17 protein-coding genes are annotated in these 11,845 nt (G+C 52.2%); 10 read left to right on the top strand and 7 right to left on the bottom strand.

From position 1 onward, the window contains the following. Window positions 1–12: 12 nt before the first annotated feature. The 4 genes from MYY08_RS09015 (at window position 13) to MYY08_RS09000 (ending at window position 2,348) form a co-directional block, all read left to right on the top strand. Entirely contained in the window at window positions 13–1,002 is a 990-nt protein-coding gene (locus MYY08_RS09015) for a DNA-directed RNA polymerase subunit alpha (protein WP_038629771.1), read from the top strand. A gap of 40 nt (window positions 1,003–1,042) precedes the next feature. Continuing rightward, window positions 1,043–1,429 carry a 50S ribosomal protein L17 gene (gene rplQ / locus MYY08_RS09010; protein WP_003850180.1) on the top strand — a complete coding sequence of 129 codons (387 nt, stop codon included), beginning with the start codon at window positions 1,043–1,045 and terminating at the stop codon, window positions 1,427–1,429. Between the two features lie 124 nt (window positions 1,430–1,553). Further along, entirely contained in the window at window positions 1,554–1,922 is a 369-nt protein-coding gene (locus MYY08_RS09005) for a DnaJ family domain-containing protein (protein ID WP_038629772.1), read from the top strand. A gap of 144 nt (window positions 1,923–2,066) precedes the next feature. Next, entirely contained in the window at window positions 2,067–2,348 is a 282-nt protein-coding gene (locus MYY08_RS09000) for an alternative ribosome-rescue factor A (protein WP_081981851.1), read from the top strand. Here MYY08_RS09000 and mscL read toward each other — a convergent pair. The 5 genes from mscL to def all read right to left on the bottom strand — a co-directional run bounded on the left by mscL (window position 2,323) and on the right by def (window position 7,096). Beyond that, window positions 2,323–2,733: a large-conductance mechanosensitive channel protein MscL gene (gene mscL / locus MYY08_RS08995; RefSeq protein WP_038629773.1), complete on the bottom strand. Its 411-nt coding sequence runs from the start codon at window positions 2,731–2,733 to the stop codon at window positions 2,323–2,325. The two genes, MYY08_RS09000 and mscL, sit on opposite strands and share 26 nt — an antisense overlap. Before the next feature lie 133 nt (window positions 2,734–2,866). Next, window positions 2,867–4,243, bottom strand: a complete 1,377-nt coding sequence (gene trkA / locus MYY08_RS08990) for a Trk system potassium transporter TrkA (protein WP_038629774.1) — start codon at window positions 4,241–4,243, stop codon at window positions 2,867–2,869. A gap of 39 nt (window positions 4,244–4,282) precedes the next feature. Continuing rightward, on the bottom strand, window positions 4,283–5,572 hold the full coding sequence (gene rsmB, locus MYY08_RS08985; protein ID WP_038629775.1) for a 16S rRNA (cytosine(967)-C(5))-methyltransferase RsmB: 1,290 nt from the start codon (window positions 5,570–5,572) through the stop codon (window positions 4,283–4,285). A gap of 48 nt (window positions 5,573–5,620) precedes the next feature. Beyond that, window positions 5,621–6,568, bottom strand: coding sequence for a methionyl-tRNA formyltransferase (fmt, locus tag MYY08_RS08980; protein WP_038629777.1), 948 nt, complete (start codon window positions 6,566–6,568; stop codon window positions 5,621–5,623). Window positions 6,569–6,583: 15 nt separating this feature from the next. Next, a complete protein-coding gene (gene def / locus MYY08_RS08975; protein WP_038629778.1) occupies window positions 6,584–7,096 on the bottom strand; it encodes a peptide deformylase in 513 nt (170 codons plus the stop codon). Window positions 7,097–7,223: 127 nt separating this feature from the next. Here def and dprA point away from each other — a divergent pair, with 127 nt between their 5' ends. From dprA to MYY08_RS08945, 6 genes are read left to right on the top strand one after another with little or no spacing between them, the layout of a single operon-like run. Then, the gene (gene dprA, locus MYY08_RS08970) at window positions 7,224–8,348 is read left to right on the top strand and encodes a DNA-protecting protein DprA (protein ID WP_084970643.1); all 1,125 of its coding nucleotides are present in this window, start codon (window positions 7,224–7,226) and stop codon (window positions 8,346–8,348) included. Continuing rightward, the gene (gene smg, locus MYY08_RS08965) at window positions 8,320–8,793 is read left to right on the top strand and encodes a DUF494 family protein Smg (protein WP_038629780.1); all 474 of its coding nucleotides are present in this window, start codon (window positions 8,320–8,322) and stop codon (window positions 8,791–8,793) included. The genes dprA and smg overlap by 29 nt, the downstream gene beginning before the upstream one ends. Before the next feature lie 24 nt (window positions 8,794–8,817). Then, window positions 8,818–9,372 (top strand): DNA topoisomerase family protein, encoded by a 555-nt coding sequence (locus MYY08_RS08960; RefSeq protein WP_071883732.1) that lies wholly within the window; start codon window positions 8,818–8,820, stop codon window positions 9,370–9,372. Between the two features lie 7 nt (window positions 9,373–9,379). Continuing rightward, window positions 9,380–9,937 carry an L-threonylcarbamoyladenylate synthase type 1 TsaC gene (gene tsaC, locus MYY08_RS08955; RefSeq protein ID WP_084970648.1) on the top strand — a complete coding sequence of 186 codons (558 nt, stop codon included), beginning with the start codon at window positions 9,380–9,382 and terminating at the stop codon, window positions 9,935–9,937. A 3-nt stretch (window positions 9,938–9,940) separates the two neighbouring features. After that, entirely contained in the window at window positions 9,941–10,759 is an 819-nt protein-coding gene (gene aroE / locus MYY08_RS08950) for a shikimate dehydrogenase (protein WP_288013942.1), read from the top strand. Beyond that, window positions 10,756–11,007, top strand: a complete 252-nt coding sequence (locus MYY08_RS08945; RefSeq protein ID WP_038629782.1) for a DUF1488 family protein — start codon at window positions 10,756–10,758, stop codon at window positions 11,005–11,007. The genes aroE and MYY08_RS08945 overlap by 4 nt, the downstream gene beginning before the upstream one ends. Here MYY08_RS08945 and MYY08_RS08940 read toward each other — a convergent pair. Together MYY08_RS08940 and MYY08_RS08935 are read right to left on the bottom strand one after the other, a co-directional pair. Then, on the bottom strand, window positions 10,983–11,537 hold the full coding sequence (locus tag MYY08_RS08940) for a gamma carbonic anhydrase family protein (protein ID WP_038629783.1): 555 nt from the start codon (window positions 11,535–11,537) through the stop codon (window positions 10,983–10,985). The genes MYY08_RS08945 and MYY08_RS08940 overlap by 25 nt on opposite strands. Further along, window positions 11,512–11,845: hypothetical protein (locus MYY08_RS08935; RefSeq protein WP_288013941.1), on the bottom strand; the 334-nt coding region annotated here is incomplete at its 5' end. The genes MYY08_RS08935 and MYY08_RS08940, both read right to left, overlap by 26 nt.

Genomic DNA, 11,845 nt, shown 5'->3' with positions numbered 1-11,845 from the left:
AGAGAGGACACAATGCAGGGTTCTGTGACAGAGTTTCTAAAACCGCGCCTGGTAGATATCGAGCAATTGAGTTCGACGCACGCCAAGGTGACCCTTGAGCCTTTAGAGCGTGGCTTTGGCCATACTCTTGGTAACGCACTGCGCCGTATTCTGCTGTCATCCATGCCGGGTTGCGCGGTGACCGAGGTTGAGATTGATGGTGTACTTCATGAGTACAGCACCAAAGAGGGCGTACAGGAAGATATCCTGGAAATCCTGCTTAACCTGAAAGGGCTGGCGGTAAGAGTTCAGGGTAAAGATGAAGTCATCATTACTCTGAATAAATCTGGCATTGGCCCTGTGACTGCAGCCGACATCACCCATGATGGTGATGTCGAAATCGTCAAGCCGCAGCACGTGATCTGCCATCTGACCGATGAAAACGCATCTATTAATATGCGCATCAAAGTTCAGCGTGGCCGTGGTTATGTGCCGGCTTCTGCCCGAATTCATTCGGAAGAAGATGAGCGCCCAATCGGCCGTCTGTTGGTCGACGCCTGCTATAGCCCTGTAGACCGTATCGCCTACAATGTTGAAGCTGCGCGTGTAGAACAGCGTACCGACCTGGATAAGCTGGTCATCGAGATGGAAACCAACGGCACTATCGATCCTGAAGAGGCGATTCGTCGTGCGGCTACCATTCTGGCTGAACAACTGGAAGCTTTCGTTGACCTGCGTGACGTACGTCAGCCGGAAGTTAAAGAAGAGAAACCAGAATTCGATCCGATCCTGCTGCGCCCTGTTGACGATCTGGAATTGACTGTCCGCTCTGCTAACTGCCTTAAGGCAGAAGCTATCCACTACATCGGTGATCTGGTACAGCGTACCGAGGTTGAGCTACTTAAAACGCCTAACCTGGGTAAAAAATCTCTTACTGAGATTAAAGACGTGCTGGCTTCACGTGGTCTTTCTCTGGGCATGCGCCTGGAAAATTGGCCGCCGGCAAGCATTGCTGATGAATAACCAGATCGCAGGTTAAGGTTTTACTGAGAAGGATAAGGTCATGCGCCATCGTAAGAGTGGTCGTCAACTGAACCGCAACAGCAGCCATCGTCAGGCTATGTTCCGCAACATGGCCGGCTCTTTGGTTCGTCATGAGATCATCAAGACGACCCTGCCGAAAGCGAAAGAGCTGCGTCGCGTAGTTGAGCCGCTGATTACTCTTGCCAAGACCGACAGCGTAGCTAATCGTCGTCTGGCATTCGCCCGTACTCGTGATAACGAGATCGTGGCAAAACTGTTTAACGAGCTGGGCCCGCGTTTCGCGAGCCGTGCCGGTGGTTACACTCGTATTCTGAAGTGTGGCTTCCGCGCTGGTGACAACGCTCCGATGGCTTACATCGAGCTGGTTGATCGTCCAGAAGCTCAAGCAGAAGCTGCAGCAGAGTAATCTGCTGTATATTAAAGAAACCGGGCCTGGTGCCCGGTTTTTTTATTTCTTTTTTTTAGCCTCGCTTCGCCCCTTCCCGTTCTACGCTATGCTATGAATTTGCAATTTCTCAGGAGCACATCCTATGTGGCTTATCGATCGGCTTGCCGAACAACATATCCGTGAAGCGCAGGAAAAAGGCGAGCTAACAGACTTGCCCGGTGAAGGCGCGCCGCTGGTTCTGGATGATGACAGTCACGTTCCCCCTGAACTGCGCGCAGGTTACCGTCTGTTAAAAAATGCTGGCTACCTGCCCCCGGAGCTGGAGTTACGTCGTGAGGCATTGGAAATAAACGATCTTCTACAGGGGTTGGATCTGGAAGATAGCGCGCGTGAGGGCTATGCCAAACGCCTGCGACTTTTAGAAATAAAGCTCAAACAGGCGGGTATGAGTACGGATTTTCTTTCCGGGGCGTATCATGCAGCCATCAGACAACGTCTTGAGGATAAATAAATGATGTTTCGTCGGAGATTCTAAGGGTCGCGAGGGTGATTTACGCTATATCAGAAAGTGAGCGGGACAAAATAGATGTACATTATCTTGAATTTAAGCCAAAGACATTCTATATACATAACCGACATTTAACGAGGAGATATCATGTCAGTTTACCAGCATAAAAAAGGCAAGATTAAAGACAACGCCGTTGAAGCGCTGCTTCACGATCCGTTATTTAAAATGCGTGTTGAAGTGAATGTCAAAGGAAAGGGTAGCTATCGACGTAAAGATAAACACAACAAAAAAGCGGGGTGGGAGGCCAGTGGTAAAGCGAACTTTACTACTGGCCTTCTGCTTAATGACAGGGCGATCGAGACTCATTCTACAGTCGCGCAATGGCATTCTATTGCTGGCAGCATTACACCTTATTACTTTGTTGTTTAAGCAAATCACGGATTTCCGTTAACAAGGTCTCTTCTGCACTGGGTTTAGCTGCTGGTTTTTCAACTTCTTTCTTCTTGTGCAGTTTATTCATCAGTTTAATCGCGATGAAAATAGCAAAGGCGATGATGATGAAGTCGAAAATATTCTGCAGAAAGATACCGTATTCCATTACTACCGGCGGTGTTTCTCCCTGCGCTGGTTTAAGCACCCATTTAAATTGTTTAAAGTCCACTCCGCCAATCAGCAGTCCCAATGGCGGCATAATGATGTTTGCAACCAGCGATGAGACGATTTTGCCGAAGGCTGCGCCAATGATCACACCAACGGCGAGATCCACCACATTGCCACGCATAGCAAAATCACGGAATTCTTTGAAAAAACTCATAAACAGCTCCTTTCTCTTGCCAAAGCATAAATTCTAACAAACGAATCACACTTTGCCATGGACAATTGACGAAGCGCTGAATTATCACACTGCGAAAACGGGTGAACAGCAGGCAGAGCTGCTGTTCGTTCAATTACAGAAAGAAAGGGCTTGGCTGGAAAAGCCGTTCAACATCAGGTACGTATTTTTTATCGGTAAGAAACATGATGACATGGTCGCCCTGTTCGATACGCAAATTGTTATTAGCGATCATGACATCATCACCGCGCACTATCGCACCAATAATGGTACCGGGTGGCAGTTTGATATCTTCAACCAGGCGGCCGACAACGCGTGAGGTTGTTTCGTCACCATGAGCAATCGCTTCGATCGCTTCGGCGACGCCGCGGCGTAAAGAGGAGACGCTGACAATATCTGCTTTGCGCACATGGCCCAACAGTGCGGAAATCGTAGCCTGCTGCGGAGAGATCGCAATATCGATTACGCTGCCCTGCACCAGATCGACATAGGCGCGCCGCTGGATCAGCACCATGACTTTTTTGGCGCCCATTTTTTTAGCCAGCATCGCCGACATAATATTCGCTTCATCGTCGTTGGTAACGGCGATAAAAAGATCGACCTGATCGATATGCTCTTCGGCCAGCAGCTCCTGATCCGAGGCGTCGCCATAAAAGACGATGGTATCCTGCAACCGCTCCGCCAGTTCCGCCGCGCGCTGCTGACTGCGTTCGATCAATTTTACGCTGTAATTTTTTTCCAACCGTTGCGCGAGGCCATAGCCGATATTGCCTCCGCCGACCAGCATAATGCGCTTATAGGGTTTTTCAAGGCGCTGCATCTCGCTCATTACCGCACGAATATGCTGGCTGGCTGCGATGAAGAAAACTTCATCGCCCGCTTCGACAATGGTTGATCCCTGAGGGCGAATAGGGCGATCCTGGCGGAAAATCGCAGCGACGCGGGTATCGATGTGCGGCATATGCTCGCGCATTATCGACAACGCGTTGCCGATAAGCGGGCCGCCATAATAGGCTTTGACTACCGCCAGGCTAACTTTACCTTCGGCAAAGTTGACCACCTGCAGCGCGCCAGGATATTCAATCAGGCGGTAGATATTGTCTATGACCAGCTGTTCTGGCGAGATTAGATGATCGATCGGCACCGCTTCCGGGATAAACAGCTTTTCTGCATCGCGTATGTAATCTGCAGCCCGAATACGCGCGATACGGTTAGGCGTATTGAATAGCGTATAGGCGACCTGACAGGCGATCATGTTGGTTTCGTCGGAACTGGTTACGGCAACCAGCATATCCGCATCCTGCGCTCCCGCTTCGCGCAGGATGCGTGGATGAGAACCATGTCCCTGCACAACGCGCAGATCAAATTTATCCTGCAGCTGGCGCAGACGCGTCGCATCCGTATCCACTACGGTGATATCGTTATTTTCACCAACCAGGTTTTCAGCCAGCGTGCCGCCAACCTGACCGGCTCCGAGAATGATTATCTTCATCGTTGTTTCAACTTATGGGTTGTCGCAGCGCATGCCACATTATTTTTTTATTAGCTTAGCGTAAAAGAATCCATCGCCGCCCTGAGGGTGCGGAAAACTCTGCAATCCGGCATACGGGCCTTCCGACAAAGGAATATGTTCGGCGTCGGCGTGACGTTCAAGAAACTGCTCAATCTGAATATGGTTCTCTTCCGGCAGTACCGAGCAGGTCGCGTAAACCAACGTACCGCCGGGCTTCAGATGAGGCCAGACAGCATCCAGAATTTCACGCTGTAGCGCTGCTAATTCCGGGATATCGCGATCGCGTCGCAGCCATTTGATATCAGGGTGGCGGCGGATCACGCCAGTCGCGGAGCAGGGGGCATCCAGCAGAATGCGATCGAACTGCACATCGTCGCACCACTGCTGTGGAAAACGGCCATCGCCCTGCTTGACGTCCGCCTGCATATTCAGGCGCTGCAAATTCTCATATACGCGTTTCAGACGCTGCGCATCCACATCGACCGCCATTACGCTGGCTTCAGGCGCGGCCTCAAGTATATGGGTGGTTTTGCCGCCGGGCGCGGCGCACAGATCAAGAATATACTCTCCGTTTTGCGGCTCAAGGTAGGTGACACATCCCTGAGCCGAGGCGTCCTGTACGGTAACCCATCCGCGATCGAAGCCGGGCAGCTGTCCTACCGCCGTCGGGTTTTCCAGCATTAACGCATCAGGATAGAGAGGATGCGGCGTTGCGTTATTGCCGCTCTCCTGTAACAGCGCCAGCCACTGCTCACGCGTATGGTGCTGACGATTCACGCGCAGCCACATTGGCGGCCGCTGATTATTTGCCTCAACGATGTGTTGCCACTGTTCAGGCCATGCCAGCTGCAAACGCTTTAACAGCCAGGCTGGATGCAGAAACCGCTGTGGACCCGCTTCCAGTTCCGGCAGTAAAGTTTCCTGCTGACGCTGGAACTGGCGCAGAACGCCATTAATCAAACCTTTTAACTGCTGGCGCTTTAAAACGGCTGCGCCTTCTACCGTCTCAGCCAAAGCGGCATGAGGAGGAATACGCGTATAGATCAACTGATAAAGGCCGACCATAATCAGGAAATGCAGCGTACGCTGCTTGCCGGTTAAAGGGCGCGACATCAGCTGTTGGATCGCGGTTTCCAGCAGCGGCAAAGTACGTAAAACGCCGAAGCAGATCTCCTGCAATAGTGCGCTGTCTTTATCAGAAAGATTTTTTTGCGCCGCCGGCAGCAGATTACTTAGCGACTGTCCCTGTTCTACCACTCGCTCAAGGGTCTGTGCCGCGAGGCTGCGGAGATTGATCGTTTTTTTCATAGTTGAATCATCAATAAATCAAGCCCGGCGTAATAACCGGGCTTGGGATCAGGCGAGGCGAGTACCGGGCGTAAACCACTCGCGGCGTGAGTTCAGAATATCCTGGGCCGACATCACTTTTTTGCCGGCGGGCTGTAGCATCTGGATATTGAGGATGCCTTCCGCAGTGGCCACCTGGATGCCATGCTTATCCGCCGCGACAATTTCTCCTGGCGCATAAGCGCCCCGCTGCGGCAGCGCTTCCGCCTGCCATACTTTGACCGGCTGTTCTTCAATGCTGAAGTAGCTCACCGGCCAGGGATTGAAGGCGCGAATGCAGCGTTCAAGTTGAACCGCAGAGAGGGACCAGTCGAGACGCGCTTCTTCTTTACTCAGCTTTTCGGCATAGGTAGCGATGGCGTCATCCTGCACCTGAGGTTTAATACTGCCCTTACTTAATCCGGTAAGCGTCGTCAGCAGGCCTTGCGGCCCCAACGCAGCCAGTTTGTCGTACAGAGTAGCGCTGGTATCTGCCGCAGTGATAGGGCAGGTAAGTTTCAACAACATGGCGCCGGTATCAAGACCCGCATCCATCTGCATGATGGTTACGCCAGTTTCGTTGTCGCCAGCCCACAGCGAGCGCTGGATAGGTGCTGCGCCGCGCCAGCGTGGAAGCAATGAGCCATGAACATTAATACAGCCCAGACGAGGCATATCCAGCACCGCCTGTGGCAGAATCAGGCCGTAAGCCACTACCACCATCACGTCAGCCTGCAGATCGGCTACTAACTGTTGGCTTTCCGCCGGACGCAGCGATTTGGGCTGAAATACGGGCAGGTTATGCTGCTGTGCAAGTACCTTTACCGGACTGGGCGTTAGTTTATTACCGCGGCCGGCAGGACGATCGGGCTGAGTGAATACGCCAACTACCTGATGCTCAGACGACAACAGCGCGTCAAGATGACGCGCTGCAAAGTCAGGAGTGCCGGCAAAAATAATCTTCAGAGAATCGGACACGCTATTCCTTAACTATCAGGAAGCACGCGCATTAAGGCGGGCTAGTTTTTCCAGTTTTTGACGAATACGCTGGCGCTTTAACGGAGAGAGATAATCGATAAACAGTTTGCCGACCAGGTGATCCATTTCATGCTGAATACAGATCGCCAGGAGCCCATCGGCCTCCAGTTCGAAAGGTTTCCCTTCACGATCCAATGCGCGAACTTTTACACGTTCAGAGCGGGGTACCAGCGCTCGCTGTTCAGGGATAGACAGGCAGCCTTCTTCAATCCCGGTTTCACCGCTCTCTTCCAGCAGTTCAGGGTTGATCAGCACCAAACGCTCATCACGGTTTTCTGAGACATCGATAACGATGATGCGCTGGTGAATATCTACTTGCGTAGCAGCTAGGCCGATGCCTTCTTCGGCATACATCGTTTCGAACATATCATCTACGATGCGCTGAATATCCGCATTCACTTCCGCTACCGGCTGCGCGACGATGCGAAGGCGATCGTCGGGATAATGTAATACTTGCAAAACTGACATAACTTTCCAGATCTGTGTTCAGAGAAGAAACCATCGTTGCCTCTTATTGTAGACATTTCGCACGTTGATTGACAGCATTGCGGGCAAGGGAAAGCGGGGGCTGGCGCACGCTGAAAAGGAAGATCAAATGACTGCTGCGGAAGTATGGCTGCGCCTGATGGGCGTAAAGGGACTGTGCGGCGACAAAATGCTGCAAGCGGCGCGGACGTTGATTCACGGCGCGCATAGCGATCCGCAAGGGGGTGCCGCCGCAGGACTCGATTCTGCTCAGATTCAGGCTTTTCAAACGATCCCGCATGAGCGGATTGAGCAGGCTTTGCGTTGGCTTGAACTACCGGGACACTATTTAGTGACGGCCGACGATCCTCTGTATCCGCCGCAGCTAAGAGACATCGCGCGTTACCCGGCGGCAATAATGGTTTACGGCGATCCCCATCTGCTGTCGACTTCGCAGCTTGCCGTGATCGGAAGCCGCAACGCCTCCCATTATGGACGTCAGTGGGGAGATTACTTTGCTCAGCATCTCGCCTTAAGCGGCCTCACCATTACCAGCGGGCTGGCGCGCGGCATTGATGCGGTGGCACATCGGGGAGCGCTGGCGGTAAAAGGCAAAACGATCGCGGTGTTGGGCAGCGGTCTGAGCCAGCTTTATCCGACTAATCACAAGCGGCTCGCAGAAGAGATTGTTGCCGCCGGCGGCGCGCTGGTTTCGGAATTCCCTCTCTATACCTTGCCTTATCCTCATAATTTCCCACGACGCAATCGCATTATTAGCGGACTTAGCCTGGGTGTGCTGGTAGTGGAAGCGTCTTTACGAAGCGGATCGCTGGTGACGGCGCGCTACGCACTGGAGCAGAACCGGGATGTTTACGCCTTGCCGGGGCCGCTGGGCAGCCCTGATAGCGAGGGCGGACACTGGCTAATCCAGCAGGGCGCGTTGTTGGTGGCTCATCCGAATAATATCCTTGAGCAGCTCAACAGTTCGCTGTATTGGCTACCGCTTTCTGCACAGAATGGAATTAATTCTTCAGACAATGCTGATGCTCCATTGCCATTTGCCGACGTGTTGGCTAACGTAGGAGATGAGGTTACACCTGTTGACGTCGTCGCTGAACGTGCCGGCCAACCTGTGCCAGCCATCATAGCTAAGCTGCTTGAGCTGGAGTTAGCAGGGTGGATCGCAGCTGTACCCGGCGGCTATGTCCGATTGAGGAGGGCAGGCCATGTTCGACGTACTAATGTACTTGTTTGAAACTTATATCCACAGCGAAGCAGAAATGCGCGTTGATCAGGATAAACTGACGGATGATCTGGCTGATGCCGGGTTCCATCGTGATGATATTTATAATGCGTTGAACTGGTTGGAAAAATTAGCAGACTATCAAGACGGCCTCGTTGCTCCGATACTGTTAACCACCGATCCGCTCTCGATGCGTATTTATACAGAGCAAGAATGTCAGCGTCTTGATGCCAGCTGCCGCGGATTCATTCTGTTCCTTGAGCAAATCCAGGTATTAAATCTGGAAACGCGTGAAATGGTTATTGAACGGGTTATGGCTCTGGATACGCTTGAATTCGATCTGGAAGATCTCAAATGGGTCGTGCTAATGGTGCTGTTCAACATCCCAGGATGTGAAAACGCCTATCAGCAGATGGAAGAGCTACTTTTCGACGTCAATGAAGGAATATTGCACTGAGTTATTTAACAGTGACATATCGCAATGAGTAAACCAGCACTTTTCACAGTGCGAAAACATGAATCCTGCCCCACCTGTGGGGCAGATCTCGTTATTCGCTCCGGGAAGCACGGTCCTTTTCTTGGTTGTTCGCATTATCCAGAGTGTGATTATATTCGTCCGCTGAAAAACCAATCGGATGGGCATATCATTAAAGTCCTGGAAGGACAGCAATGTCCGCGCTGTCAGGCCGATCTGGTATTACGCCAGGGGCGGTACGGCATGTTTATCGGCTGTAGCCGATATCCTGAATGCGACCACACAGAAATGATCGATCGTCCGGATGAAACCAGCATTAGCTGTCCGCAGTGTCAGCAAGGACACCTGGTCCAGCGCCGTTCACGTTTCGGCAAAACCTTTCACGCCTGCGATCGCTATCCAGATTGCCAGTTTGCAGTGAATTTCACGCCAAAAGAGGGAACGTGCGCCTTTTGCCATTTTCCCTTATTAATTGAGAAAAAGACCGCTCACGGTTTAAAACGCTTTTGCGCCAGTAAAGCCTGCGGCAAACCCGTTAGTGCAGGAAACAGCAGTGAATAAAGAACCTATGCCCGGAAATCTTGATTGGTGCGTTGCACAACTTCAGCAGCAAGCTGTGATCGCTTATCCAACCGAAGCAGTATTTGGCCTGGGTTGCGACCCGGATAGTGAACAAGCGGTCATGCAGCTGCTGGCGTTTAAGCAGCGTCCGGTTGAAAAAGGGCTGATTTTGATCGCTGCGGATTATCAGCAGCTGGAACCTTATATCGCCGACCGGGAACTTTCGGTGGAACAGCGCGAAAGAATGTTTGCTACCTGGCCAGGCCCGGTCACCTGGGTTTTGCCTGCGCCGTCGCAAACGCCGCGCTGGTTAACGGGGCGTTTTGATTCTTTAGCGGTACGCGTTAGCGATCACCCTCTGGTGCAGCAACTCTGCCGGGCATTTGGCAAACCGCTGGTTTCTACCAGCGCTAACCTGAGCGGCCAGCCGCCTTGCCGTAACGTTAAGGAAGTACTGCAGCAGTTTGGCGAGCAATTTCCGGTGTTGCAGGGCGAAACTGGCGGTCGTATTAATCCTTCTGAAATTCGCGATATTATCAGCGGCGACATTATTCGCCAGGGATAAGCTATGGATAATTTCGTTGTTATCGGCCATCCAATTGCTCACAGCAAATCACCGTTGATTCATCGCTGCTTTGCTGAGCAAACAGGTATTGAACATCGTTATGGCACGCTATTAGCGCCTCTTGATGGCTTTACCCAATGCGTTCGACATTTTCTGGAGCTGGGAGGGAAAGGCGCCAACGTAACGCTGCCTTTTAAACAGCAGGCATATGAGCTGGCGGACGAATTAACGGAGCGGGCTGCGTTAGCTGGCGCCGTCAATACGTTACACAAACGTCAGGATGGCAGTCTGTTGGGCGATAACACCGACGGCATAGGCCTGCTCAGCGATCTGCAGAGGCTTTCGCTTATCAGGCCGAACGACAGGATACTGCTGATTGGCGCCGGCGGCGCGGCGCGCGGGGTGATCCTGCCTTTGCTTTCTCTTGGTTGCGCATTAACGGTAACTAACCGCACGCCAGAGCGGGCTAGCGAACTTGCCCGGGCGTTTGCTCATACGGGTGAAATTACAGCTTTATCGTTGGCGGCGTTGACGAATGAACGTTTTGACTTGGTTATCAACGCGACTTCAAGCGGCGTAAGCGGAGATATCCCTGCCATTCCAGCTTCTTTAATCAGTGCCGATACGCGTTGCTACGATATGTTCTATCAACATGGACCTACGCCTTTTTTACGCTGGTGTCAGCATTCTGGCGCGACGGCAATGGCGGATGGACTTGGCATGCTGGTGGGACAGGCGGCGCACGCTTTCTTGCTTTGGCATGGTGTTCTGCCTGACGTAACGCCGGTAATCAGCCGTTTGCAGCAGGAATTGGCGAAGTGAATCAGGCGATACAGTTTCCTGACAGAGAAAACTGGGATGAGGCGCAGCAGGCAATCTGTTTTCCTGCGATGGTTAACGGCTTTCAGCTTACCTGTGCGATTACAGTGAAAGAACTACGCCAGCGGTTCCTGGAGGAAGGGGAACCGCTGGAAATCTTTCGTCGTCACCGCTGGGATTTGGAGGATCAGGCGCAAAGTCTGATTGAAGACCAACAGGAAGATAGTCAGGGCTGGGTTTGGCTCTCCTGAGCCAGATAATCATCTTTCCAGCGGACGTAATTGTTGGCCGAGTAGCGCAGCCCTTCAAGCTCTTTCTCATTAAGAGGGCGAATCTGTTTCACCGGGCTGCCAAGATAGAGGTAACCTTTTTCCAGACGCTTCCCGGGCGGCACCAGGCTGCCAGCGCCAATCATTACATCATCTTCTACTATAACCCCATCGAGCAGAATAGAACCCATCCCCACCAGTACGCGGTTGCCTATCGTGCAGCCATGCAGCATGGCTTTATGCCCGACAGTCACCTCTTCGCCGATAATCAGCGGGAAGCCATCTGGCTGACTGGCTGATTTATGGGTGACATGAAGAACGCTGCCGTCCTGAATGTTGCTGCGTTTGCCAATCACGACTTTATTTACGTCGCCGCGTATCGCAACCAGCGGCCAGACGCTGACATCATCCCCCAGCGTCACGTCGCCGATCACTACGCTGGTGGCATCAACCATGACCCGCTCACCCGTGTGCGGAAAAGTTTGTTTAAATGGGCGTAAAACTGCAGACATACTCATTCTCCTTAATAAGGGTTAGGGCAGCGTAGCGGAAATCTCCCCTCACTATCTTTGATATTGTGCGGCAATTTTCATCGGATCGCATAAGATCGCAGCGAAAAGAACGAAAAGTCAGCAACCAGAAAAAAAGATCCAAAAAAGGCTTGTGCATCCGATTCGGATCCCTATAATGCGCCTCCATCGACACGGCACAACGGCTTACGCCACGCGGTGTTGAGCGGTTCAGCGAAGCCTGAATCGCCGGAGAAAAACTTCTGAAAAAGGGGTTGACTCTGAAAGAGGAAAGCGTAATATACGCCACC

This window comes from Mixta sp. (genome assembly GCF_024610815.1).
Classification (GTDB): Bacteria; Pseudomonadota; Gammaproteobacteria; order Enterobacterales; family Enterobacteriaceae; genus Mixta; species Mixta calida.
Note: the sequence above shows the minus strand (reverse complement) of the source record. Positions and strands in the feature narration are given on the sequence as shown.

Bases quoted from the DNA above. Each gene is read 5' to 3' on its own strand.
- MYY08_RS09015 (WP_038629771.1), top strand. From the start codon at position 13: ATGCAGGGTTCTGTGACAGAGTTTCTAAAACCGCGCCTGGTAGATATC.
- rplQ (WP_003850180.1), top strand. From the start codon at position 1,043: ATGCGCCATCGTAAGAGTGGTCGTCAACTGAACCGCAACAGCAGCCAT.
- MYY08_RS09005 (WP_038629772.1), top strand. From the start codon at position 1,554: ATGTGGCTTATCGATCGGCTTGCCGAACAACATATCCGTGAAGCGCAG.
- MYY08_RS09000 (WP_081981851.1), top strand. From the start codon at position 2,067: ATGTCAGTTTACCAGCATAAAAAAGGCAAGATTAAAGACAACGCCGTT.
- mscL (WP_038629773.1), bottom strand. From the start codon at position 2,733: ATGAGTTTTTTCAAAGAATTCCGTGATTTTGCTATGCGTGGCAATGTG.
- trkA (WP_038629774.1), bottom strand. From the start codon at position 4,243: ATGAAGATAATCATTCTCGGAGCCGGTCAGGTTGGCGGCACGCTGGCT.
- rsmB (WP_038629775.1), bottom strand. From the start codon at position 5,572: ATGAAAAAAACGATCAATCTCCGCAGCCTCGCGGCACAGACCCTTGAG.
- def (WP_038629778.1), bottom strand. From the start codon at position 7,096: ATGTCAGTTTTGCAAGTATTACATTATCCCGACGATCGCCTTCGCATC.
- dprA (WP_084970643.1), top strand. From the start codon at position 7,224: ATGACTGCTGCGGAAGTATGGCTGCGCCTGATGGGCGTAAAGGGACTG.
- smg (WP_038629780.1), top strand. From the start codon at position 8,320: ATGTTCGACGTACTAATGTACTTGTTTGAAACTTATATCCACAGCGAA.
- MYY08_RS08960 (WP_071883732.1), top strand. From the start codon at position 8,818: ATGAGTAAACCAGCACTTTTCACAGTGCGAAAACATGAATCCTGCCCC.
- tsaC (WP_084970648.1), top strand. From the start codon at position 9,380: ATGCCCGGAAATCTTGATTGGTGCGTTGCACAACTTCAGCAGCAAGCT.
- aroE (WP_288013942.1), top strand. From the start codon at position 9,941: ATGGATAATTTCGTTGTTATCGGCCATCCAATTGCTCACAGCAAATCA.
- MYY08_RS08940 (WP_038629783.1), bottom strand. From the start codon at position 11,537: ATGTCTGCAGTTTTACGCCCATTTAAACAAACTTTTCCGCACACGGGT.